The sequence below is a fragment of the Phenylobacterium sp. genome, assembly GCF_037189685.1.
GTDB lineage: Bacteria > Pseudomonadota > Alphaproteobacteria > Caulobacterales > Caulobacteraceae > Phenylobacterium.
Genome location: NZ_JBBCIT010000001.1, coordinates 156,985 through 180,019, shown reverse-complemented (window position 1 = coordinate 180,019; position 23,035 = coordinate 156,985). Strand labels below are relative to the sequence as shown.

The 23,035-nt window shown below is 71.0% G+C and carries 16 protein-coding genes; 9 read left to right on the top strand and 7 right to left on the bottom strand.

The features are described from left to right. Both WG212_RS00835 and WG212_RS00830 read left to right on the top strand, forming a co-directional pair. Nucleotides 1-1,644 carry a hypothetical protein gene (locus tag WG212_RS00835; RefSeq protein ID WP_337185160.1) on the top strand — a complete coding sequence of 548 codons (1,644 nt, stop codon included), beginning with the start codon at nt 1-3 and terminating at the stop codon, nt 1,642-1,644. A 529-nt stretch (nt 1,645-2,173) separates the two neighbouring features. Further along, the gene (locus WG212_RS00830) at nt 2,174-2,632 is read left to right on the top strand and encodes a hypothetical protein (protein WP_337185159.1); all 459 of its coding nucleotides are present in this window, start codon (nt 2,174-2,176) and stop codon (nt 2,630-2,632) included. Between the two features lie 4 nt (nt 2,633-2,636). Here the strand turns inward: WG212_RS00830 and WG212_RS00825 are convergent, their stop codons facing one another. The 3 genes from WG212_RS00825 to WG212_RS00815 are packed head-to-tail and all read right to left on the bottom strand — an operon-like array spanning nt 2,637 to nt 8,375. Beyond that, nucleotides 2,637-4,076: an efflux transporter outer membrane subunit gene (locus WG212_RS00825; protein WP_337185158.1), complete on the bottom strand. Its 1,440-nt coding sequence runs from the start codon at nt 4,074-4,076 to the stop codon at nt 2,637-2,639. Further along, nucleotides 4,076-7,222 carry an efflux RND transporter permease subunit gene (locus WG212_RS00820; RefSeq protein ID WP_337185157.1) on the bottom strand — a complete coding sequence of 1,049 codons (3,147 nt, stop codon included), beginning with the start codon at nt 7,220-7,222 and terminating at the stop codon, nt 4,076-4,078. Before WG212_RS00820 ends, WG212_RS00825 begins: the two co-directional genes overlap by 1 nt. A 10-nt stretch (nt 7,223-7,232) precedes the next feature. Continuing rightward, nucleotides 7,233-8,375, bottom strand: a complete 1,143-nt coding sequence (locus tag WG212_RS00815; RefSeq protein WP_337185156.1) for an efflux RND transporter periplasmic adaptor subunit — start codon at nt 8,373-8,375, stop codon at nt 7,233-7,235. A gap of 160 nt (nt 8,376-8,535) precedes the next feature. Between WG212_RS00815 and WG212_RS00810 the strand changes: the two genes are divergently transcribed. Together WG212_RS00810 and WG212_RS00805 are read left to right on the top strand one after the other, a co-directional pair. Then, the gene (locus WG212_RS00810; RefSeq protein ID WP_337185155.1) at nt 8,536-9,135 is read left to right on the top strand and encodes a TetR/AcrR family transcriptional regulator; all 600 of its coding nucleotides are present in this window, start codon (nt 8,536-8,538) and stop codon (nt 9,133-9,135) included. A gap of 114 nt (nt 9,136-9,249) precedes the next feature. Beyond that, the gene (locus WG212_RS00805) at nt 9,250-9,381 is read left to right on the top strand and encodes a hypothetical protein (RefSeq protein ID WP_337185154.1); all 132 of its coding nucleotides are present in this window, start codon (nt 9,250-9,252) and stop codon (nt 9,379-9,381) included. Between the two features lie 82 nt (nt 9,382-9,463). On the opposite strand, the gene WG212_RS00800 is transcribed toward WG212_RS00805, so the two are convergent. After that, nucleotides 9,464-12,733: a carboxyl transferase domain-containing protein gene (locus tag WG212_RS00800; RefSeq protein WP_337185153.1), complete on the bottom strand. Its 3,270-nt coding sequence runs from the start codon at nt 12,731-12,733 to the stop codon at nt 9,464-9,466. Nucleotides 12,734-13,020: 287 nt separating this feature from the next. On the opposite strand from WG212_RS00800, the gene WG212_RS00795 reads away from it, so the two are divergent. Genes WG212_RS00795 through WG212_RS00785 form a run of 3 tightly spaced genes read left to right on the top strand, consistent with a single transcriptional unit; the run spans nt 13,021 to nt 17,499 of the window. Continuing rightward, nucleotides 13,021-15,276, top strand: coding sequence for a TonB-dependent receptor (locus WG212_RS00795; RefSeq protein WP_337185152.1), 2,256 nt, complete (start codon nt 13,021-13,023; stop codon nt 15,274-15,276). Between the two features lies 1 nt (nt 15,277). Further along, on the top strand, nt 15,278-16,105 hold the full coding sequence (locus WG212_RS00790) for an FCD domain-containing protein (protein WP_337185151.1): 828 nt from the start codon (nt 15,278-15,280) through the stop codon (nt 16,103-16,105). Further along, the gene (locus tag WG212_RS00785) at nt 16,102-17,499 is read left to right on the top strand and encodes an MFS transporter (protein ID WP_337185150.1); all 1,398 of its coding nucleotides are present in this window, start codon (nt 16,102-16,104) and stop codon (nt 17,497-17,499) included. The genes WG212_RS00790 and WG212_RS00785 overlap by 4 nt, the downstream gene beginning before the upstream one ends. A 3-nt stretch (nt 17,500-17,502) precedes the next feature. Here WG212_RS00785 and WG212_RS00780 read toward each other — a convergent pair whose 3' ends face one another. From WG212_RS00780 to WG212_RS00770, 3 genes are read right to left on the bottom strand one after another with little or no spacing between them, the layout of a single operon-like run. Continuing rightward, on the bottom strand, nt 17,503-19,038 hold the full coding sequence (locus tag WG212_RS00780) for a carboxylesterase family protein (protein WP_337185149.1): 1,536 nt from the start codon (nt 19,036-19,038) through the stop codon (nt 17,503-17,505). Then, nucleotides 19,011-19,862 (bottom strand): S-formylglutathione hydrolase, encoded by an 852-nt coding sequence (gene fghA, locus WG212_RS00775; RefSeq protein ID WP_337185242.1) that lies wholly within the window; start codon nt 19,860-19,862, stop codon nt 19,011-19,013. The genes WG212_RS00780 and fghA overlap by 28 nt, the downstream gene beginning before the upstream one ends. Next, complete coding sequence (locus WG212_RS00770) at nt 19,859-20,968, bottom strand: S-(hydroxymethyl)glutathione dehydrogenase/class III alcohol dehydrogenase (protein ID WP_337185148.1); 1,110 nt, start codon at nt 20,966-20,968, stop codon at nt 19,859-19,861. The genes fghA and WG212_RS00770 overlap by 4 nt, the downstream gene beginning before the upstream one ends. Before the next feature lie 122 nt (nt 20,969-21,090). Between WG212_RS00770 and WG212_RS00765 the strand changes: the two genes are divergently transcribed. Then, entirely contained in the window at nt 21,091-21,561 is a 471-nt protein-coding gene (locus WG212_RS00765) for a formate dehydrogenase subunit gamma (protein ID WP_337185147.1), read from the top strand. After that, nucleotides 21,558-23,033: an NADH-ubiquinone oxidoreductase-F iron-sulfur binding region domain-containing protein gene (locus WG212_RS00760; protein WP_337185146.1), complete on the top strand. Its 1,476-nt coding sequence runs from the start codon at nt 21,558-21,560 to the stop codon at nt 23,031-23,033. The genes WG212_RS00765 and WG212_RS00760 overlap by 4 nt, the downstream gene beginning before the upstream one ends. Nucleotides 23,034-23,035 lie beyond the last annotated feature (2 nt).

The window sequence follows — 23,035 nt, the reverse complement described above, 5'->3', positions numbered from 1 at the left end:
ATGACCGTACTGGATGTCCTGCTCATCGCTGCACTGGCGGCGTTCGTGGCGGCCTGGTGGATCCGGCGGTTGCCGCATCGCGGGCTCTGGCTGGCCGTCCTGGCGGGCGCCGCCCTCCTCCTGGGCTTGGCGGGGATCTGGGACGATCGGTGGCAGGCGGGCGCGGGCGCGGTCGCCGCGGCGATCCTACTCCTGGCGCTGCTCGTCAGCCGGCTTCGCCGGGCGCCTCCGAAACCTGGCCTGCCGTGGATATCGGGACCGCTTGTCGTGCTGCTCGCGGCCGCAGCCGTCACGGCCCTCGTGCTCTTCCCGGTCTGGCCCCTGCCGAAGCCGTCGGGGCCACATCCGGTGGGGGTCCGCAGCTTCGAGGTGACCGACCCCGGTCGTCCGGGGTTGATCGCTGCGCGACCCGACGAGCCCCGCCGCCTGTTGGTGCGGGCGTGGTATCCGGCGGCGCCGGCGCCGGCGCGGGGCGCGCGGCCAAGGTCCTATTTCACCGAGTTGGAAGCCCGGCGCACGGCCCGCACGCTGGGTGCGCTCGTCGGCTTCCCGCCCTTCTTCACCTATGTGAAGCACGTCCGGACCCACAGCTACGAGGACGCCCCGCTGCTGACCGGCGCGAAGGGGCTGCCGACCGTCTTCTACAGCCACGGCTACACCTCGTTCCTGGCCCAGAACACGGCGCTGATGGAGCACCTGGCCAGTCACGGCTACGTGGTCGTCTCGGTGCAGCACACCTACGATTCCTCGACCACGGTGTTCCCGAACGGCGACGTGGCGCCCGCCGACCCCGAGCTGTTCCGGCTTGCACGGGAGGAAGGTCCCGACGCCAAGGCGACCGCCGCGCTTCAACGCCAGGCCATCGGCGGGGCCACGCTGGACGACCGGCTGGACGGCTACCTGCGGCTTCGCGAGGCCGCGCTGGCGGGCCGGGGCGACCGCCTGCTCAGGAGCGGGGTGATCTGGGCCGCCGACCGGATGCTCGTCCACGACAGGCTCCAGGCCGGGGATGTGCCGCCCGCGATCCGGGAGATCGCCGCCGCCGCCCGGCTGGATCGGGTGGGCGAGATGGGCATGTCGTTCGGCGGCGCCACCTCGGGCACGGTCTGCATCGTCGACCCGCGCTGCGCGGCGGGCGTCAACCTGGACGGCGGCGACTTCCCGTTCCAGGCGTTCGGCCGGGACATGCCGGTCCCGTTCCTGATGTTCCACTCGGACCTCAGGGGCCTCGCCCGACAGCTCGGCGCCGACGTCGAAGGTCCGGCGCACAGCTTCAACGAGTTCTCCTATGAGAGCTTCGGCGGGGCGGGCGCCAGGGCCGACCTGTATCGGGTTCAGCTCCGCGACTCGAAGCACCTGGGACTGTCGGATTTCTCGCTGTTCGTGCGAAGGCCGGCCCGCGACGCGTTGTTCGGATCGACGCCGTCCGAAGTGATGATCGGCGCGCAGAACGACTTCGTCATGGGCTTTTTCGACCGTCACCTGCGCGGACTCGCCAACGGTTTCCCGCAGGCGCAGATGGACGCCTATCGCGACTGGATAACCCCGCTGACCGCCGAAGCGGTCCGTGACTGGTGGGCCGGCAAGACCGACGCCGAACGCGAGGCGATCCAGGCCCGGATCGCCGCCGCCCGCGGCGACTGAGGCGGTCCCGGCCCGCCACGCGCGCCCGCCACGCGTGCCGGCGCGGCGCTTCCACCGTTCCCGCTGGGACAAGCTCCGCACCCCACGATCAGCCAGGGGTCCCGGATGCGCGGGGTCTGCACGGAAAACGCATAGCGACAGTGCGAAATCGCTGATCATTCATAAACCGAAGCAGTGCTATTCACTCGGTCGTCCACACGGACACCCCCGCTCCCCACGGGGTCCCAGGAACCCAAGACGCATCGAAACGCTCTCTCGCCATGATGAACCTGATCCGCACCGCCGCTCCGCCCCTCCTGATGACCGCCATGCTGGCCCTGATCGTGGGCTTCGCGACGCTCGGGATGTCGGGCGCGCCGGCCTGATCCATTCTGCCTGATCCGTTCTGGCTGAGGCGGCCGCGCCCCAACGGCCGCCGATCCCAAGGTCCCAGCGACGAGGGCTCCGGAAACGGGGCCCTTTTTCGTGGGTCCTTTTCGGGGGCGTCGGCGCGCGGGAACCGCCGGGCGCGCCGGCGGCTTCAAGCAGGATGCGCCGGCATCTGATCCTCGCCGCCGCCGCGGCCATCGTCGTCCTGGGAGCGGTGATGCTCCTGATGCCCCGGCCCGCGGCCACGCCCACGCCGCCCGTCGAGGTCGCGGCCCCGGCCGCGCCGGCGCCGCCCGCGCGGCCCGAAGCGCCCGAGGCGTTCCGTGGCGTGTGGGCCGCCCGCCCGACCGACTGCGCGCCGGGCCGGGAGACGCGGCTCGTGGTCGCCGCGGACCGCCTGACGTTCCATGAGAGCTCGGGGCCGATCCTGGCCGTCGCCGTGTCCGCCCCTGGCGAGGCCATCTTCACCGTCGAGCTCACCGGCGAGGGCGAGACGCGGACGGCGCAGCATCGCTTCGCCCTCGGCGACGGCGGCCAGGCCCTGACCGCGCTCGATCCCGCCGGCGCCGAGATCCTGGTCCGCCGCCGCTGCCCCGAAACCCTGCCCGACGCGGCCTGAAGGCCTACCGGGCGCGGGCCGGCCCGCCTCCGCCGCCCAGGGCGCGGTAGAGCTCCACGCGGTTCGTCGCCTGGGCGAGGTCGGCGGCGAGCCGGCTCTGGCGGGCCGCGTAGAGCGTGCGCTGGGCGTCCAGCAGCACGAGGTAGCTGTCGAGGCCGTTGTCGTAGCGGGCCTGGCTCAGCCGCTGCGCCGTCTCGGCCGCCTCGACGAGGCGCGCCTGGGCCGCCGTCCGCTCGCCGATCGTGGCGCGCGTGGCCAAGGCGTCGGCCACCTCGCGGAACGCGGTCTGGACCGCCTTCTCGTACTGGGCGAGCGCGGCGTCGCGGCCGGCCTCGGCGCCGCGCAGGTTGGCCAGGTTGGCCCCGCCGGCGAAGATCGGAAGCGTGACCTGCGGCGTGAAGCTCCAGGTCCGGGTCCCGCCTTCGAACAGGCCGTTCAGCTCGGGGCTGATCGTGCCCAGGGCGCCGGTCAGGCTGATGCGCGGGAAGAAGGCCGCGCGCGCGGCGCCGATGTCGGCGTTCCGGGCCCGGAGCGCATGTTCGGCGGCGAGCACGTCGGGACGGCGGACCAGGACCTCGGACGGCAGGCCCGCCGGCGCTTCGGCCACGACTCCCACGCCGGCCAGTCCGCCCTGCGGCGCGAGGTCGGCGGGAAGCTCGGCGCCCAGCAGCAACCGCAGGGCGTTGCGGTCGCGCGCCACCTGGGCCTCGGCGGTGGCCAGGTCGCTGCGCGCCTGGTCGGCCAGGGTCTGGGCCTGCCGCAGGTCGAGCTCCGAGGCGGCTCCAGCCTCGAACCGCTTGCGGGCGATGTCGAAGGCGGCGTCGCGGCTCGCCAGGGTGTCGCGGGTGAGGCCCACGAGGTCCTGGTCCGCGGCCAGGGTGAGGTAGGCGGCGGCCACCTCGGCCACCAGGCTGACCTGCGCCGCGCGACGGTTCTCCTCGGCGGCGAAGAACGACTGGAGCGCGGCGTCGCCGAGGCTGCGGACCCGCCCGAAGAGGTCGAGCTCATAGGCCGCGAAGCCGGCCGACACGCTGTAGAGTTCGGTGTCCGTCGCCTGGCCCAGGCCTGTCGCGCCGGCGGGCGTACGGCCGCGCTGGAGCTGTCCCGTGGCGTCGATGCCCGGCAGCAGGTCCGCGCGCTGTACGCGATAGGCGGCCCGCGCCCGCTCGATGTTCGCCGTCGCCGCCCGCAGGTCGCGGTTCTGTTCCAGGGCAAGCTGGATGACCCCCTGAAGGCGCGGGTCGGGGAAGACCTCGCGCCACGGGGCGTCGGCGCCGGAGACGGCGGTGTCGGCAGGGCTCGGCCAGGCTTGCGGGACCGGAGCGGCCGGGCGCTCGTAGCGGGGCGCCATCGTGGCGCAGCCGCCCAGCGCCGTCGCGGCGAGGAGGATCGCCGCCAGGGATGCGCGCCGGCGCTGGGACGTGGGCCGGAACCGGGAAGCCATCAGTTCGCCTCCTGCGGGGCGGGCGCGGCGGCGCGCGGTTCGGTCTTGCGCCCGAGGTGGCGCTGCACCAGCACGAAGAACAGCGGCACGAAGAAGATCGCCAGCACCACCGCCGACACCATGCCGCCGATGACGCCTGTGCCGATGGCGTGCTGGCTGCCCGAGCCCGGTCCGTTGGAGATCGCCAGGGGCAGCACGCCGAAGATGAAGGCGAGCGAGGTCATGATGATCGGCCGCAGCCGGATGCGGACGGCCTCAAGCGTGGCCTCGACCAGGGACGCCCCCGCTTCGAACCGGTCCTTGGCGAACTCCACGATCAGGATGGCGTTCTTGGCCGAGAGGCCCATCGTGGTGAGCAGGCCCACCTGGAAATAGATGTCGTTCGAGAGTCCGCGCAGGCTGGTGGCCAGCACCGCGCCCAGCACGCCCAGGGGGATCACCAGGATCACCGCCAGAGGAATGGTCCAGCTCTCATAGAGCGCGGCCAGCAGCAGGAAGACGACGAGGATCGACAGGGCGTAGAGCGCCGGCGCCTGGGCGCCCGCCTCGCGTTCCTGAAGCGACAGGCCGGTCCATTCGTAGCCGATGCCGGCGGGCAGCTTGGTCGCGAGCTCCTCCATCGCCTTCATCGCCTGGCCTGAGCTGACGCCGGGGGCGGGCGAGCCCTGGATGTTGACCGAGGGGACGCCGTTGTAGCGTTCGAGGCGCGGCGATCCGACGGTCCAGTGCGTCGAGGCGAAGGACGAGAAGGGCGCCATCTGGCCCGCACCGTTCCGGACGTACCATCGGTCGAGGTCCTCGGGCGCCATGCGGAACTGTGCGTCCCCCTGGACGAACACCTTCTTCACCCGGCCGCGGTCCACGAAGTCGTTGACGTAGGCGCCTCCCAGGGCGGTGGAGAGCGTCGCGTTGATGTCGGCCACGCTCAGGCCCATCGCGCCGGCCTTGGCATGATCGACGTCGATGGCGAACTGGGCGGTGTCGTCCTGCCCGTTGGGGCGCACGCCGACCAGGCGACGTTCGCCGCCGGCGATGCCCAGGAGCTGGTTGCGGGCGGCCATGAGCGCCTCGTGACCCACGCCGCCGACGTCCTGGAGCTGGAAGTCGAAGCCCGCGGAATTCCCCAGTTCCGGCACGGCGGGCGGGACCACGGCGAAGACCATGGCGTTGTTGATCCTGGAGAATTCCGCCTGCGCGCGCTGAGCCACCGCGCCGACCTTCAGGGTTGCGGCCTTGCGTTCCTCGAAGGGCTTTAGGGTTATGAAGGCGATGCCGGCGTTCTGGCCCGCGCCCGCGAAGCTGAAGCCCGAGACGGTGAACACCGACTTCACGGCGTCCGCCTCTTCGGTCAGCAGGTGGTCGGCGACCTTCTTGAGCACCGCCTGGGTCCGTTCCTCGGTGGCGCCGGGCGGGAGCTGGACCAGGGCGAACATGTTCCCCTGGTCCTCCTCGGGCAGGAAGGCGCCGGGCAGGCGCATGAACAGCAGGGCCAGGACCACCACGATGGCCCCGTAGACGGCCATCCAGCGCCCGCCCTTGCCCAGGATACGGGCCACCTGTTCCTGGTAGCGGTGGCTGGCGTGGTCGAAGTTGCGGTTGAACCAGCCGAAGAAGCCGCGCCTCTCCATCGCATGGGCCGCATCGACCGGCTTCAGCAGGGTGGCGCAGAGCGCCGGCGTGAGGACCAGCGCGACCACCACCGACAGCGCCATGGCCGACACCAGCGTGATCGAGAACTGCCGGTAGATGACCCCCTGCGAGCCCCCGAAGAAGGCCATGGGCACGAAGACGGCGGCCAGCACCAGGGCGATGCCGATCAGCGCGCCCGTGATCTCGTCCATCGAGCGGCGGGCCGCCTCCTTTGGCGATAGGCCCTGTTCCCGCATGACGCGTTCGACGTTCTCGACGACCACGATGGCGTCGTCGACCAGCAGGCCGATCGCCAGCACGAGGCCGAACATGGTGAGCGTGTTGATCGAATAGCCGAAGACGGCCAGCACGCCGAACGTGCCGAGCAGCACCACCGGGACCGCGATCGTCGGGATGATCGTGGCCCGCCAGTTCTGGAGGAACAGGAACATCACCAGGAAGACCAGGACGACGGCCTCGCCCAGGGTCTTCACCACCTCATGGATCGACTGCTTCACGAAGGGGGTGGTGTCGACCGGGATGACGTAGGCGATCCCGGTCGGGAAGTTCACGGACAGCTCCGCCATCCGCGCCTTCACGGCGTCGGCGGTCTCGAGCGCGTTGCCCCCGGGCGCCAGCCGGATCGCGAGGCCCGCGGCCGGCTTGCCGTTGTACTTTGACAGGGCGTTGTAGTTCTCGGCGCCCAGTTCCACGCGCGCCACGTCGCGCAGGTAGACGTGCGTGCCGCCGCCGGTGTCCTTGAGGATGATGTTCTCGAACTGTGCCGGCGTCTCGAGCCGCGCCTGGGCGCTGATGGTTGCGTTCAGGACCGTGCCGGGGAGCGACGGCGTCGCCCCGAGCTGGCCGGCGGAGACCTGGGCGTTCTGGGCGCGGATCGCGGCGATCACGTCGGCCGGCGTCAGGTTGCGCGAGGCCAGCTTGTCGGGGTCGAGCCAGATCCGCATGGCGTACTGCGCGCCGAACAGCTGCACGTCGCCGACGCCCTCCACGCGGCTGAGCTGGTCCTGCAGGTTGGAGGCGAGATAGTCCGAAAGGTCGGCGGTCGTCGTCGTGCTGTCGGTGGCGTAGAGCCCCACCACCATCAGGAAGTTGCGCGTGGACTTCACCACGCTCAGGCCCTGCTGCTGCACCTCCTGGGGCAGGAGCGCGACGGCGGTCTGGAGCTTGTTCTGGACCTGCACCTGCGCGATGTCGATGTCCGTCCCGGACCGGAAGGTCAGGGTGACCGTCGCCGCGCCCGAGCCGTCGCTGGCCGAGGTGATGTACTGCAGACCGTCCAGGCCCTTCATCTTCTGTTCGATGACCTGGGTGACGCTGTCCTCGACCGTCTTGGCCGAGGCGCCCGGATAGACCGCGAGGACCTCCACCTGTGGCGGGGCGATGTCGGGGTACTGGGCGATCGGCAGGGTGCGGATCGCCAGGCCGCCCGCCAGCATGATCACGATCGCGATCACCCAGGCGAAGATCGGCCGGTCGATGAAGAAGCGCGACAGCATGACGGGGTCCTCAGCGCGCTGTCGCGGCGGGGGCCGCGTTCGCCGCGGCGGGCTTCACGGCCGCGCCAGGGCGTACGCTCTGCAAGCCCTCGACGATGATCCGCTCGCCGGGCTTCAGGCCGCCGGTGACCAGCCATTTGTCGCCGACGGTGCGGCTGACGGTGATCGGCCGGACCTGGGCCTTGCCCGCGGCGTCCACGACGAAGACGGTCGCGCCGCCCTTCGGGTCGCGGCTGACCGCCGCCTGGGGCGCCAGGATCCCCTGGGTCGCCACGCCCTGCGCGAGCTGCGCCCGGACATAGAGTCCGGGGAGCAGCGCGCCCTCGGGGTTCGGGAAGACGGCGCGCAGGCCGATCGAGCCCGTGCCGGGATCGACGGTGATGTCCGAGAAGGCGAGGCGTCCTGCATGCGGATAGGTCGAGCCGTCCTCGAGGATCAGCCGCACCTGCGCCGTCCCGGGAGCCGCGAGGTCGCCGGCGGCCATCTGCTGGCGCAGCTTCAGCAGGTCGGCGGCCGACTGGGTGACGTCCACGTAGATGGTCTCGAGGTTCTGTATGGTGGCCAGCGGCGTGGCCTGGTTCGCTGTCACGAGGGCGCCGGGCGTCACCGACGAGCGGCTGATCCGGCCCGAGATCGGGGCGAGAACGCGGGCGTAGTCCACATTGATGCGGGCTTGTTGCACGGCGGCGCGCTGCGCCTGGACATTCGCCGTGGCGGACTTGGCGGCGGCCTGGGCGTCGTCGTTGTCCTGCCGGCTGACGGCGTTGACCTTGACCAGTTCGCCGAACCGCTCGGCCTTGAGCCTGGCGGCGGTGGCCGCCGCCTCGGCCTGCGCCAGCGCCGCGGCGGCGCTGTCGAGGCTGGCGCGGTAGGTGGCGGGGTCGATCTGATAGAGCGGCTGGCCGGCGCGCACGATCGCGCCTTCCTGGAACAGGCGCGCCTTGATGACGCCGTCCACCTGAGGGCGAACCTCGGACACCAGCGACGCCGACGTCCGGCCGCTGAGTTCCATGGTGAGGTTGACCGGTTCCGCGCGTACGGCGATGACACCCACGGGGACAGGGGCGTTGGGGTCGGGGCCTGAAGGCGTCTGGGCGCTGCAAGCGGACAGGAAAGCGGCGGCCAGGAGGCCGCTGAGGAGAGAAATGCGCATGCGAGCACCGGATGCGGCGGACCGCGCGCTCGCGTTCCGCTTGACAGGACGTTGTTAGATGAGAATGAATGTTCATTCTCATTCCAGATATGTGGATTCATGACCTCGTGAAGTCAACCCGTCGCCGGACATTTTTTTGCAGCGCACAAGGAATTTTTGCATGAGCGAAGGCGCGAAGCGCGCCGCCGCCGAGGCGCGCCGGCAGATCATCGTGGACGCCGCGGCGGCTTGCGCGCGTCGCTCGGGATTCCATGGGGCGAGCATGGCCGAGATCGCCCAGGCGGCGGGACTCTCCGTGGGTCAGATCTATCGCTACTTCGAGAACAAGGAGGCGATCATCTCGGCCATCGTCGCCCGGGACATCGCCGAGATGCAGGCCTGGATGACCGAGGCCCAGACGCGCGACGGTGGGCCGACCGACGCCATCGTCGCCAAATGCTCGACCGCCGTGGAGGAGCACTACGATCGCGAGCGCGCCGCGCTGGACCTGGAAGTCGTCGCCGAGGCGGCCCGCAACACGACCGTCGCGGGGATCGTGGAGGCGGCGGATATCGAGAAGCGGGCGCTGGGCGAGGCCCTGCTGCGGCGCACGCTCCCCGAGGGATGCTCGGACTGCGAGCGCCGCGCCCGGGGCGAGATCCTCAACATGCTGTTCGAGGGCATGACCATCCGTGGCGTCAGCAATCCCAAGGGCGACCGCGAGGCGATCACCCGGGTCCTCGAGGCGGTGGTCCGCCGCCTTCTCGAGGGCCCTCTGTAGGCTGGACTGCCTGAGGCCGCTCGAAGCGCTGGCCAAGCTGCCGGGAAGGGCGCATGATCCCCGTTCTGCGAACGAGCCGCCCTCGAGAGCGGCCCGGCGCTGGGAGAAGACGCCATGGCCTTTCGGGAACCTGTCCTCCATACGCGCAAGACTCTGGCGGAGAGCGCCGTCTGTTTCGCGTGCGCCCTCGCGGGTCTCGCCGGCATAGCGCTTGTCCTCCAGTGGCTGGTGGACTTCATGGCCTGAAGGCCGGGGCGCGGCCGCCCGGTTCTCACCGACGTCCCCGGTTCCGGACGATGTCCAACGTCGTGGGCGGGGTGAGTGAGGCCTACCAGACGTCGATGAAGTTGCGGCTGGACCGCTTTGGCGCGCCCGTCGCGGCCAGACCCCTCACCAGCCAGTCGCGTGTCTCGGCCGGATCGATCACCGCATTGATCTCGCAGACCTGAGCCACCGAAATCGCCTTGCCTGCCTGATACATGCGCCCCACTAGCTTCTCGAACAGCGCCTGACGCGCCGTGGGATCGGCCTCGGCTTCCAGTTCCTTGCGGTAGCCCAGCCGGACGGCGCCCTCGAGTCCCATGGGTCCGAACTCGGCCGTCGGCCAGGCGATCGTGAAGGCCGCGGCCGAGAAGTCGCCGCCGGTCATGGCCTGGGCGCCCAGGCCGTAGCCCTTGCGCAGGACCACCGCGAACAGCGGAACCGAGAGGGCGGCCGAGGTGACGAACAGGCGCGAGCCGCGCCGGATGGCGCCGGTCTTCTCGCTGTCGGGGCCGACCATGAAGCCCGGGGTGTCGCAGAGCGACACCACCGGCACGCCGAATCCGTCGCAGAGCTGGAGGAAGCGGCCGCCTTTCTCCGCGCCTTCCGAGTCGATGGCGCCGCCCAGGTGATGCGGATCGTTGGCGATCAGTCCGAAGGGCCGGCCCTCGATCCGGAGGAAGCCGGTGATCATGCCGCGGCCGTAGCCGCCGCGCAGCTCGATGAACGTATCCGCGTCGGCGAGGGTCTCGATCACCCGGCGGATGTCATAGGCGCGCACGCGGTTCTCGGGCACGAGGTGGCGCAGGAGGCGCTGGTCGGCGCAGGTCCAGTCCTTCGTCCGGCCCTGGAACATGCCCAGCAGGGCCTTGGCCGCGACCGTCGCCTCGGCTTCGTCCTCGACCAGCAGGTCCAGGGCGCCGTTCTCCCAGTGGACCCGGGCCGGCCCCACCTCGTCCGGCCCGAAGACGCCCAGGCCGCCACCCTCGATCATCGCCGGCCCGCCCAGGCCGATGCTGGAGTTGCGGGTGGCGATGGTGATGTCGGCGCAGCCGAAGAAGACCGCGTTGCCGGCGAAGCAGCGCCCGAAGTTGACGGCGATCCTAGGCGCCACGCTCGACATGCGGGCCCAGGTGGTGAAGCTGGTGGTGTCCAGGGACGAGGCCGAGAGGCCGCCGGCGTCGACGTCGCCCGGCCGGCCGCCGCCGCCCTCGGTGTACCAGATCACCGGCAGCTTCCAGTGCTCGGCGAACTCCAGGATCTGATCGGTCTTCTTGTGGCCGAAGTGCCCCTGGGTGCCGGCCAGAACGGTATAGTCGTAGGCCAGGGCCGCGCAGCGGGCGGTCTCGGGGCCGAATTCCGCGCCGTTCACCTCGCCGACGCCGGTGACGATGCCGTCGGCCGGCGTGCGGGCCTGGAGGTCCTCGATCGTACGCCGGCGGCGCTGGGCCGCGATGGCGAGGCCGGCGAACTCGCGGAATGTGCCCGGGTCGAACAGGTCGTCCAGGTTCTCGCGCGCCGTGCGCCCGCCGGTCTTGTGCCGCCGCTCGACGGCGTCGGGCCGGGCGGCGTCGAAGATGAGCGCGTGGCGGGCGCGCACTTCCTCCAGATCGCGGCGCGGGGCGTCCAGGTCGATCGTCTCCACGACCGCATCGGCGTGGCCGGCGCCGTCGGGGGCGAGGAAGGCCAGGGGTTCGCGCTCGTCCACCGTGGCGCCGACGGCGACCGGCAGTTCCAGCACCACGCCTGACGCCGCGGCGGTCACCACATGCTGCATCTTCATGGATTCCAGCACGGCCACCGTCTGGCCGGCGCGGACGGCGTCCCCCACCGCGACCTCGAAGGCCACGAGCGTGCCACGCAGGGGCGCCTCGACGCCCAGGCCGCCTTCGGGCGCGTGGGCCCATTGGCGTTCGCCCTCGTCGACGCCGGAGTCCTCGGGCGTGAGTTCGGCCGCGCGGGCGAGAAGCTGGGGCAGCCGCGCCTCCACGAAGCCGGTGTCGGCGGAGCCGGCCCCGACCTCTGGCGCCTCCAGGATGGCGCGCAGGAGCGGCAGGTTGTTCTCCACCCCCTCCAGCCGGAACTCCGTGGCGGCGCGCGCGGCCTTGGCCAGGGTCACGGCGATGTCGTCCGCCGGGCTGTGGACCACGACCTTGGCGATCAGGCTGTCGAAGGCCGGGCTGGGCCGGTAGCCGACGAAACCCGCGTCGTCCACGCGCACGCCGGGGCCGCCCGGCGGCTCGTAGCGGCGGATCCCGGCGCCGGCGCGGGAGACCGAGCCATCCGCCGCCAACCGCTCCAGGTTCACCCGGAGCTGCACCGCATGGCCCCGGACCGCTGGCGGGCCATCGGCGAGACCGAGTTCGGTCAGGCTGGCGCCGCCGGCCAGGCGGAGCTGGGCTTGTACGAGGTCGAGCCCCGTCACGGCCTCGGTGACGGTGTGCTCGACCTGCAGCCGGGCGTTGGCCTCGATGAAGACGGCGGTGCGGCCATCGGCGGCGTCGAGCAGGAACTCGAAGGTGGCCAGCCCGCGCAGTTTCGCCGCCTCGGCCATCCGTACCGACCACGCCTGGAGCTGTTCCCGGACGGTGGCGGGAAGCCCGATGGCCGGGGCGAACTCGATCAGCTTCTGGCGTCGCCGCTGGATGGAACACTCGCGGTCGTGGATCGCCACGGCGCGGACGCCGTCGGCGGCGATCTGCACCTCGATGTGGCGGGCGCTGGCGACATAGGCCTCGGCGTAGAGGCGGGCGTCGCCGAATGCGATCCGGGCCTCCGTCTCGCAGGCGGCGTAGGCCTCGGCCGGGTCCTCGCCCGCCGCCACCAGCCGCATGCCCCGTCCGCCGCCGCCCGAAACGGCCTTGATCATCATGCACCGCTCAGAGGGAAGCCCGGCCTGGAACGCCCGGATCTCGTCCAGAGTGGCCCCGCCGGCGGCGCCCGGGATCACCGGCACGCCCTGGCTCTCCGCGAAGGCGCGGGCGCGGGACTTGTCGCCGAAGAGGTCGAGGGCCTCGGCGTCCGGCCCGACGAAGACGATGCCCGCGGCCGCGCACGCGCGCTGGAAGTCCGCGCTTTCGGACAGGAAGCCATAGCCGGGATGGATCGCATCGCATCCGCTCGCCTGGGCCGCCGCGACGAGCGCGGCGGCGTTCAGATAGGCGGTCGGGCCGACGCCCTTCAGCGCCACGTCGCTGTCCGCGCGGCGACGGTGCAGGGCCGAGGCGTCGTCCTCGGACCAGGCGGCGACCGTACGGATTCCCAGGTCGGCGGCGGCGCGGGCGACGCGGATCGCGATCTCTCCGCGGTTGGCGATGAGCAGGGCGCGGATCGACAAGAGACCCTCCGGGCTTGGGCGGGACGGTTTGGGGCGACAGCGAGGCCGGAGGCTCGCCGGTCCGACGCCTCTTGCGCCGCAGCGCCGGGAATCGAGCCGAAATCCATCATGCACATGATGCCGACGGCGCCGCTACCCTCCGAAGGGAGACCCGCGCGTGTGGCGGCGCGGCGCGTATGGCAGGCCGGCCCCTCGCAATCGGATCATTGACACAGGTCAATTTTTGATCGAATTCCGCATCACTGGCCGTATTTATCATAGAGCCGCTTATCGGGAGGGAATCAAAGATGATGCTGGCATTGAGGGGTGAATTCGCCCCGATCCTGCGAGTTACGCTCCGCCGTTCAGCGCTTCTGGCCGCCGCCGCGGGGGTGGCCCTCACCGCCGGCGCGCCCGCCTTGGCCGCGAACTCCACGGGCGCCGAGGTGGCCGAGATCACGGTCACGGCCCAGAAGCGCGAGGAGAGGCTGCAGGACGTCCCGATCTCGATCGCCGTCGTGCAGGGCGAGGCCCTGGAGGCGCTGCGGCTCAACGAGGCCACCGACATCACCAAGGTCGCGCCCAGCGTGACCTTCATCAACTCGGCCGGCCCGCGGAACTTCGGCTTCTTCGTGCGCGGGATCGGCACCTCGACCTTCGCCGCCGAGACCATCGAGGGCTCGACCGGCTTCGTCCTCGACGGCGTGGTGCTGGGCCAGGCCGGCTCGGCCCTGACCGACCTGCCCGACATCCAGCGCCTGGAGGTGCTGCGCGGGCCGCAGGGGACGCTATTCGGCAAGAACGCCTCGGCCGGCGTCATCAACGTCGTCACCCGCCGCCCGTCGAAGACGTTCGAGTTCCGGGCCAGCGGGAGCTGGGCCTGGCCCGACGACGAGCGGAAGATCAGCGCCTACGTCTCGGGCCCGATCACCGACACCCTGGCCTTCTCGCTCTCGGGGCGGCGCAACAAGCGCGACGGGATCATCGACAACGTCTTCGACGGCCGCAAATTCAACGACCGCAACGACGGCGGCGTGCGCGGCAAGCTGGAATGGGAGCCGAACGACCGGCTGCTGGTGACGGCCACGGCCGACTACTACCGCCGCCAGGCCGACTGCTGCCTGTGGACCTTCGCCGAGGTCGGCCCCGTCCCCGGCGCGCCCGAGCTGGCCGCCGCCGCGGCGGGCGTCGTCGCCGGCCCCGGCAACTTCAAGCAGAACATCAACGGCGACGTCTTCGCCAACGGCAAGTCCTACGGGACCTCGCTGCAGGTCGACTACGAGCTGGGCGACTTCACCCTGACGTCGATCAGCGCCTACCGCCGCTGGTTCACCAAGGACGGCCTCGATTCCGACTCCTCGCCGGCCAACCTGCTGGACGTGAACTTCGCGTTCCTCAAGCAGAGCCAGGTCAGCCAGGAGCTTCGGATCGCCTCGCCCACCGGCGGCTTCATCGACTATGTGGCGGGGCTGTACGTCTTCCGGACGGGCGTCCACTCGGCCTCGATCCAGATCTTCCCGTCCGTGCCGCTGCCGTTCTTCTACCGGCTGGCGGTGATCGACGCCGAGACGCGCAACATGGCGGTCTTCGGCCAGGCCAACGTCAACCTCTCGGACGACCTGCGCCTGATCGCCGGCGCCCGGCTGCTGAACGAGAAGGTCCAGGCCGACAAGTTCCGGCAGGACGCCCGCTTCGGCCTGCGCGACTCCTCCGCCGCCGGCAAGGACGACGACGCCCTGGTCTGGCGGCTGGGCGCCCAGTACGACGTCAGCGACGACATCATGGCCTTCGCCACCGTCACCCGCGGCTACAAGGGCGGCGGCTACGACACCAACATCGGGGTCGGCACCCTGCGCGACGTACGGCCCGAGAAGCCGACCACCTACGAGGCGGGCCTGCGGACGAGCTGGCCCGACCTGCGCCTGGTGGCCAACGCCACCGTCTTCTGGTCGAAGGTGAAGGACTACCAGTCGGCCGGCCGCGACCCGATCACGGCCACCTATCCGATCTCGAACGGCGAGGCGAAGACGCGCGGCGTGGAGTTCGAGGTCATGTGGCGGCCGCTGGCCGACGCCGACTTCACCGTCACCGCCGGCGGCGCCTATGTGGACGCCGAATGGGGCGATTTCGCCAACGCGCCGTGCTTCGGCGGCCAGACCCTGGCCGAGGGCTGCATCGGCGGGGTGCAACAGGACCTGACCGGCGCCCGCCTGCCGTTCTCGCCCATGTGGCAGGGCAACCTCGCCGTCCACTACGGGACCGAGGTCGCCCCCGACTGGCGGCTGACCCTCGACGCCAACGCCAGCTACCGGTCGAAGATGCTGATCGCCTTCCCGAACAACCCGCGGACGGAACAGGACGGCTATGCGCTGGTGGACGCCGCCGTCGGGGTCGGCCCCTCGGACGGCCGCTGGAAGGCCTCGCTGTTCGCCAAGAACCTGTTCGATCAGGACTATCGCGCGGCCATGTTCTCCACCCCGTTCGGCCACGCCCGCAGCCTCAGCCAGTTCCAGGTCTACGAGAGCCAGCGGGTGGTGGGCGTGGCCCTGGACTTCGACTTCTGACGTGACGACGGTTCCTCCCCGAACTGGCGCGGGCGCTTCGGCCCCGCGCCGATCTTCGTCCGGGGCCGGGGCGAGCGATTCGGGCCGGCTGGTCTCGGTTTCGCGCTTCACCGATCCGCTGGTGGCCTCGCCGGCCGACCCGGCGCGCCATCCCAGCCAGGCCGCGGCCTACTGGCTGCAGCGCGACATCATCCGCGGCGTGTTCCGCCCGCGCGAGCGGCTGAAGGTGGAGCACCTGGCGCAGTTCTACGGCGTCGGCCAGAGCCCCGTGCGCGAGGCCATCCTCATGCTCTCGACCAGCGGGCTCCTGGTCCACGAGCACCTCAAGGGCTACCGTGTCGCGCCCACGTCCATGGCCGACTACGTGGACCTGCTCGACATCTATCGGCGTCTGTATCGCCTGGCCCTGGGCATGGCGTTCGAGCGCGGGGACGACGCCTGGGAGGAACAGGTGGTCGTTCAGCTCCACCGCTCGCAACGGGTGCGCAAGGTGCTGCCCGATGGTGATCCCGAGCGGCGCGAGATGTGGCAGATCGCCTACATCAGCCTGCACGGCGCTTTGCTCGAAGGCTGCCGGTCGCCGATCCTCATCGATCAGTTCGCCAGCGTCGGCGCCCGGCTCGAGCGGTACGTCAACCTCTATGCGGACCTGGAGAGCGACCGGCACCGCGACCATCACGCCGAACACCGCGCCATCGTCGATGCGCTCATGGACCGCGACGCAGAACGGCTCCACCAGTTGCTCGACATCTTCTTCATGACCACGACGCCCGTACACGACTCCATCGGGGCCGCCCTCGCCGCCCTGGAACGCGCGGAGGCCCCGTGAGCTTCATCTTCACGCCGCCGCCCGGTCACCGGCTCTCGCCGGCGCGCAAGGCCTCGTTCACGTCGGGCGATTTCGCCTGCAACCTCTATTGGCAGAGCGTCTCGCTCTACCTGCTGTTCTTCTACACCGACGTCGTCGGGCTCTCGGCGGCGACCGCAGGCCTGATCTACATGGTCGCCTCGATCTTCGACGGGGCGATCGACCCGGTGATGGGCGCCATCGCCGACCGCACGCGGACGAAACAGGGACGCTATCGGCCGTATGTGCTGTGGGGCGGCGTCCCGCTCGGGCTGGCCTTCGTGCTGCTCTACTACAAACCGCCGCTGGAAGGGGTGGCGCTGGTCGCCTGGATCCTGGTGGCGCACCTGATCTTCCGGGTGGCCTACACCGCGCTGTCGATCCCCTACACCTCGCTCAACGCCCGCATCACCGACAGTTCGGCCGAACGCTCGACCCTGGCCGGCTTCCGGATGATCTTCGCCACGCTCGCCGGCCTGACCATCGCCTCCACCACCCAGCCCCTGGCGGCCCAGTTGGGCGGCGGCGACACGGCCTGGGGCTACACGCTGACGGCGGCCGTCTACGCCACGATCGCCACGGTGATCTTCCCGTTCGTCTATCTGACCACGAAGGAGCCGCCGGAAGATCCGGACGCGGCCGAGCCGACGATGCGGATGGGCCAGTACTGGGGCGCCGTACGGGGCAACCGGGCGTTCTGGGTGGTCATGGCGGCGATCTGCACCGCGGTGATCTGTTCCACAGCCATAGGCAAGTCGGTGCTGTACTACTTCAAGTACTACCTGCACGACGAGGCGGGCGGCCGGATCGCGCTCTCGCTCAACGCCGCTTCGGGCCTGCTGATCATCCCGGCGTGGATCTTCGCGAGCAAGTTCATCAGCAAGCGTTCGGCCTGGTTCGTCTGCGTCCTGTGGGGCCTCGTCTGCCTGACGGGTTTCGCGCTCATGGACGTGCGCAGCCCGCCGCTGATGATGGCGATCCTGCTGGCGATGCAGATCAGTTCGCTGGGGGCGGCCATGACGTTCTGGTCCATGCTGCCCGATACGGTCGAATACGGCGAGTGGAAGACCGGGATGCGGGCCGAGTCCTTCATCTTCGGCCTGGGTCAGTTCTTCCTGAAGGTGGCGCTGGGCCTGGGGGCCGGCATCTTCGGCTGGAGCCTCGACCTCGTGGGATTCCACCCGAACGTGGAGCAGACGCCCGAGACCCTGGCCGGGCTGAAGTCCATCATGGTCGTGCTGCCCATGACGGGCCTGGTCCTCGGCGGCCTGGCGATGCTGATGTATCCGCTGAAGAAGGGCGTCCACGAGGACATCGTCGAGCAACTGGCCGCCCGCCGTCGCGTGCCGCCCGAGGCGGTGGCCGAGGTCCCGTAGCGCCTACTCCGCCGGGCAGGCGGGCCGGACGGCTCTGGCCAGGGCGTCCAGCCGCGCGGCGTGGGGGTGCGGTTCCGCCGTCGCGCCGTCCGCGCTCAGGGTCATCGCCCGGTCCCCGGCGTCGTAGCGGGGCCATGCCGGCAGGCCGGGGCCGTTCGGATCGCCGGTCTTGGCGAAGTTGGTCCAGTACGCGCGGATGGTCTCGGAGGCCCTGGCGTCGGCCTCGTCCGTCCTGCCGAGCGACGCCGGCAGGGTCCCGAACACATAGGGCAGGTCGGTGGCGTGCCGCGCGCCGACTCCCGGCTTGCGCTGACCGGCGGGGACCACGTCGAAGCGATAGAGGTATGTCGGCGCGGCCCTGGCCTGCTGGCCGGCGAAGAGCCGCGCCGGGGCCACGAAGGCGGCGTCGGCGCCCAGGCTGGCGGCGAGGTCGTCGCCATAGGCCGCCCGCAGGGTCGCCTGGGTGTCGTCGGGAAGGCGCTTCATCGCCGCCTCGGTGCGCGCGGCGATGAACGGCGACGCCGGTCCGAACTCCTGGGTGTTGGCGCCGCCCAGATAGGGGACCGCGGCCGCCTCGCCCGCCGCGAACATGGCCGGCAGCGAGCGGGGCGCGACCTTGCCGTCCACCATCGGCCCCGAATAGGTCTCAGGCCGGCCCTGGAACAGGCTGACGTCGCCCTTCACCACCTCCAGCGGCAGCGCCCGGAGCGCCGCGGCGTCCGCGCCTGAGAGTCCGCGCGCCTGGGCCAGCGCCACGCCCTTCTGCTCGGCCTCGGCCAGGCAGGGCCAGGTGTCGCCCAGGCCGCCGGACTGGACGATCGCCCGCGCGAACAGTCCCCGCGCCATCGGCGAGGTCATCAGCATGTTCACCGAGGCGCCGCCGGCCGACTCGCCGAAGATCGTCACCTGGGCCGGGTCGCCGCCGAACGCGGCGATGTTCGCCTGGACCCAGCGCAGCGCCGCGATCTGGTCCATGAAGCCGTAGTTGCCCTTGGGTTCGTCCGGGCGGTCGGCGGTCAGGGCGGGGTGGGCGAAGAAGCCGAAGCGGCCCAGCCGGTAGTTCAGCGTCACCACCACCACGCCGGCCCGCGCCAGGGCGGCGCCGTCGAAGACCGGCGACGACCCCAGGCCGTTGGTGAAGCCGCCGCCGTGGATCCAGACCATCACCGGCGCGCCGGCCTTCGCGCCGTCGGGGCGCCAGACGTTCAGCGTCAGGCAGTCCTCGGACTGGGTGTGTATCGAGGGCGTGCTGTCGCCCGGGAACGGCGTCTGGACGCAGTCGAAACCGAACGTCCGGGCCGGCCGCTCGCCCTTCCATCCGGGATGCGGCTGGGGCGGCCGCCAGCGCAGCGGCCCCACCGGCGGGGCGGCATAGGGTATGCCGCGGAAGATCGAGAGGCCCGGCGCGGCCTCGCCCACGACCACGCCACCCTGGGTCCTGGCCTTGGGCGCCGGCGCCTGGGCGGTGGCGGACGCGGCCGCCAGCAGGACGACGGAGGCCGCTGCGAGGCCTATCCGGCCAACCTTTGCGCGTGCCATCGGAGATGATCCTCCATGAAGCTGGCGATGAAGTAGTAGCTATGGTCGTAGCCGGGCTGGCGGCGCAGGGTCAGCGCCACGCCCGCGTCGCGGCAGGCGGCCTCCAGCAGCTCGGGCTTGAGCTGGCCGTCCAGGAAGGCGTCGGCTTCTCCCTGGTCCACCAGCAGCGCCTCCACCCGCGCGCCGTCCTCCAGCAGCGCGGTGGCGTCGTAGCGACGCCAGGCCGTCCGATCCGGGCCGAGGTAGCCGGAGAGCGCCTTCTCGCCCCAGGGACATCGCATCGGCGACGCGATCGGCGCGAAGGCCGAGACGCTCTTCCAGCGGCCCGGGGTCTTCAACGCCAGCGTCAGCGCGCCGTGGCCGCCCATGGAGTGGCCGGTCAGCCCCTGGCGGCCCATGTCCACGGGAAAGTTCGCCGCCACCACCTCGGGCAGTTCGGCGACGATGTAGCTCTCCATCCGGTAGTTCGCGGCCCACGGCGCCTGAGTGGCGTCCACATAGAAGCCGGCGCCCAGGCCGAAATCGTAGGCGCCCTCGGGATCGTCGGGCACGCCCTCTCCCCCCGAGACGTTCCTGGGGCTGGTGTCAGGCGCGACGAAGATCAGGCCCAGCTCCGCGCACACCCGCTGGAACTGGCCCTTCTCGGTGACATTGGCGTGGGTGCAGGTCAGGCCCGAGAGATACCAGACCACCGGCCGCGGCCCCGGCTGGGGCGGCGTGAAGACGCTGAAGGTCATCGGCGTCTTCGTCTCGCGGCTCTGGTGGCGATAGACGCCCTGGGTTCCGCCGAAGCAGCGGGTCTCGGAGACGGTCTCGATCATCAGAACACGACGACCGAGCGGATGCTCTCGCCGGCGTGCATCAGGTCGAAGGCCTTGTTGATGTCCTCCAGCGGCAGCTTGTGGGTGATCATGGGGTCGATCTCGATCTTCCCCTCCATGTACCAGTCCACGATCTTCGGCGTGTCGGTGCGCCCGCGCGCGCCGCCGAAGGCCGTGCCCTTCCAGACCCGGCCGGTGACGAGCTGGAACGGCCGGGTGGCGATCTCCTTCCCGGCCTCGGCCACCCCGATGATGATGCTCTCGCCCCAGCCCCGGTGGCAGGCCTCCAGCGCCTGGCGCATGACGGTGGTGTTGCCCGTGGCGTCGAAGGTGTAGTCCGCCCCGCCGTCGGTGAGCGCCACCAGGTGGGCGACGATGTCGCCGTCTATCGCCTTGGGATTCACGAAGTGGGTCATGCCGAACTTGCGGCCCCAGTCCTCGCGGTCGGGGTTGATGTCCACGCCCACGATCATGTTCGCGCCCACCAGCTTCAGGCCCTGGATCACGTTGAGGCCGATGCCGCCCAGGCCGAAGACCACGCAATTGGCCCCCGGCTCCACCTGGGCGGTGTTCACCACCGCGCCGACGCCGGTGGTCACCCCGCAGCCCACGTAGCAGGCGGTCTCGAACGGCGCGTCCTTGCGGATCTTCGCCACCGCGATCTCGGGCAGGACCGTGTAGTTGGAGAAGGTGGAGCAGCCCATGTAGTGGAAGATCGGCTGGCCCTTGTAGGAGAACCGGCTGGTCCCGTCCGGCATCAGGCCCTTGCCCTGGGTCGCGCGGATCGCGGTGCACAGGTTGGTCTTGCGGCTGAGGCAGCTTTTGCACTGCCGGCACTCGGGCGTGTAGAGCGGGATCACGTGGTCGCCCACGGCCACCGACGTCACGCCCGGCCCCACCTCGACCACCACGCCCGCGCCTTCGTGGCCCAGGATCGAGGGGAAGATGCCTTCGGAGTCGAGGCCGTCCAGCGTGTAGGCGTCGGTGTGGCACACGCCCGTGGCCTTGATCTCCACCAGCACCTCGCCGGCGCGGGGTCCCTCAAGATCCACCTCGATGATCTCCAGCGGCTTTTTCGCATCAAACGCCACCGCCGCACGCGTCTTCATCGTTCTTTCCTCGACTCTCCAACAGGACCAGCCTTTCCTAGGCCGTCCGCAGCAGGAAGGCGAGCGGTTCTGTTTTTGCGAAATATTGCCCCTCTTTAGCATATTAGATTAAATATAGCGCCATGAACCCGTCTCAAGCCCGCGGCTGGAACGCCGATCGCGCCCGCGAGATCGCGGTCGCGCACGTCGGGCTTGAGGGGCCGCTGCTGCCTGTCCTGCACGCGCTGCAGGCCGAGTTCGGGCATGTGCCGCCGGCGGCGACGCCGATCGTGGCCGAGGCGCTCAACCTCACCCGCGCCGAGGTCCACGGGGTGATCACCTTCTACCATGACTTCCGCGAGACGCCGGCCGGGCGGCGTCAGGTGAAGATCTGCCGCGCCGAGGCGTGCCAGGCCACGGGTGGCGAGGCGGTGGCGGCGGCCCTGCTCGCCAACCTGGAGACCGACTGGGGCGACACCACGCCCGACGGCGGGATCACCGTGGAGGCCGTCTACTGCCTGGGCCTGTGCGCGGTCGCGCCCGCCGCCCTGGTGGACGGCGAGCCCGTCGGTCGGCTGACGGCGTCGCGGCTTTCCGAAGCGGTGCTTGGATGACCCGCGTCTTCGTCCCGAAGGACTCGGCGGCGCTGGCCGTCGGCGCCGAGGCCGTGGCCCGCGCCTTCGCCGCCTCCGGGTGCGAGGTGGTGCGCACGGGATCGCGCGGCCTCTTCTGGCTGGAGCCGCTGGTCGAGGTGGAGACCCCGCAGGGGCGCCGCGCCTTCGGGCCCGCGGCGCCGGCCGATGTCTCCGCGATCCTCGCCGGCGACAGCCCCCTGGCGCTGGGGGACATCGAGGCCCATCCCTGGCTGGCCGGTCAGACCCGCCTGACCTTCGCGCGTTGCGGGGTGGTCGATCCCCTGGCGCCGCCTGCGTTCGAGGCCCTGGCGCGGGCCCGCGACCTGGGAGCCGATGGCGTGATCGCCGCGATCCAGGCGTCGGGCCTGCGCGGCCGCGGCGGCGCCGGCTTCCCGGTGGGCGTGAAGTGGAAGACCGTCCGTGATGCGCCGGGCGCGCTCAAGTACCTGGTCTGCAACGCCGACGAGGGCGACAGCGGCACCTTCGCCGATCGGATGCTGATGGAGGGCAACCCGTTCCTGCTGATCGAAGGGATGGCCATCGCCGCCCTGGCGGTCGGGGCGGCGCGCGGCTTCATCTATTCGCGCTCGGAATATCCGCACGCCAACGCGACGATGGCGGCGGCGCTCGCGGTCGCCCGTGCGCAAGGCCTCATCCCCGGCTTCGACCTGCAACTGCGGATCGGCGCGGGGGCCTACGTCTGCGGCGAGGAGACGGCGCTGCTGGAGAGCCTGGAGGGCAAGCGGGGACAGGTTCGGCCCAAGCCTCCGCTGCCCGCCCACAGCGGCCTGTTCGGGCGGCCGACAGCGATCAACAACGTCCTGTCCCTGGCGGCGGTCCCGTGGATCATCCTGAACGGCGGCCAGGCCTATGACGCCCTGGGCCACGGGCGCTCGCGCGGGACCAAGCCGATCCAGCTCGCGGGCAACGTGAAGCGGCCGGGCCTGTACGAGACCCCGTTCGGTCTGACGCTGCGCCAGATCGTCGAGGAGATCGGCGGCGGGACCGCCTCCGGACGCCCGGTGCGCGCGGTCCAGTGCGGCGGCCCGCTGGGCGCCTACTTCCCGCCGGCCCTGTTCGACACGCCCTACGACTACGAGGCCTTCGCCGCGCAGGGCGGCCTGATCGGCCACGGCGGGATCGTGGTCTTCGACGACACGGTCGACATGGCGGCCCAGGCCCGCTTCGCGCTGGAATTCTGCGGCATCGAGAGCTGCGGCAAGTGCACGCCCTGCCGCCTGGGATCGAAGCGCGGCGTCGAGACCATCGACAGGATCACCGCCGGGATCGACGCCGAGGCCAACCTCGCGCTGGTCGAGGACCTCTGCGAGACCCTGAAATTTGGCTCGCTCTGCGCGCTGGGCGGGTTCACACCTTATCCGGTGATGAGCGCGATCCGGCACTTCCCGGACGATTTCGCGCGGGCGCCGGCCCGCGCCGCGGCGGAGTGATC

Coding starts and splice junctions, on each gene's coding strand:
- WG212_RS00825 (WP_337185158.1), bottom strand. CDS start 4,076: ATGGCTTCCCGGTTCCGGCCCACGTCCCAGCGCCGGCGCGCATCCCTG.
- WG212_RS00815 (WP_337185156.1), bottom strand. CDS start 8,375: ATGCGCATTTCTCTCCTCAGCGGCCTCCTGGCCGCCGCTTTCCTGTCC.
- WG212_RS00810 (WP_337185155.1), top strand. CDS start 8,536: ATGAGCGAAGGCGCGAAGCGCGCCGCCGCCGAGGCGCGCCGGCAGATC.
- WG212_RS00835 (WP_337185160.1), top strand. CDS start 1: ATGACCGTACTGGATGTCCTGCTCATCGCTGCACTGGCGGCGTTCGTG.
- WG212_RS00770 (WP_337185148.1), bottom strand. CDS start 20,968: ATGAAGACGCGTGCGGCGGTGGCGTTTGATGCGAAAAAGCCGCTGGAG.
- WG212_RS00765 (WP_337185147.1), top strand. CDS start 21,091: ATGAACCCGTCTCAAGCCCGCGGCTGGAACGCCGATCGCGCCCGCGAG.
- WG212_RS00760 (WP_337185146.1), top strand. CDS start 21,558: ATGACCCGCGTCTTCGTCCCGAAGGACTCGGCGGCGCTGGCCGTCGGC.
- WG212_RS00795 (WP_337185152.1), top strand. CDS start 13,021: ATGATGCTGGCATTGAGGGGTGAATTCGCCCCGATCCTGCGAGTTACG.
- WG212_RS00780 (WP_337185149.1), bottom strand. CDS start 19,038: ATGGCACGCGCAAAGGTTGGCCGGATAGGCCTCGCAGCGGCCTCCGTC.
- WG212_RS00830 (WP_337185159.1), top strand. CDS start 2,174: ATGCGCCGGCATCTGATCCTCGCCGCCGCCGCGGCCATCGTCGTCCTG.
- WG212_RS00805 (WP_337185154.1), top strand. CDS start 9,250: ATGGCCTTTCGGGAACCTGTCCTCCATACGCGCAAGACTCTGGCGGAG.
- WG212_RS00820 (WP_337185157.1), bottom strand. CDS start 7,222: ATGCTGTCGCGCTTCTTCATCGACCGGCCGATCTTCGCCTGGGTGATC.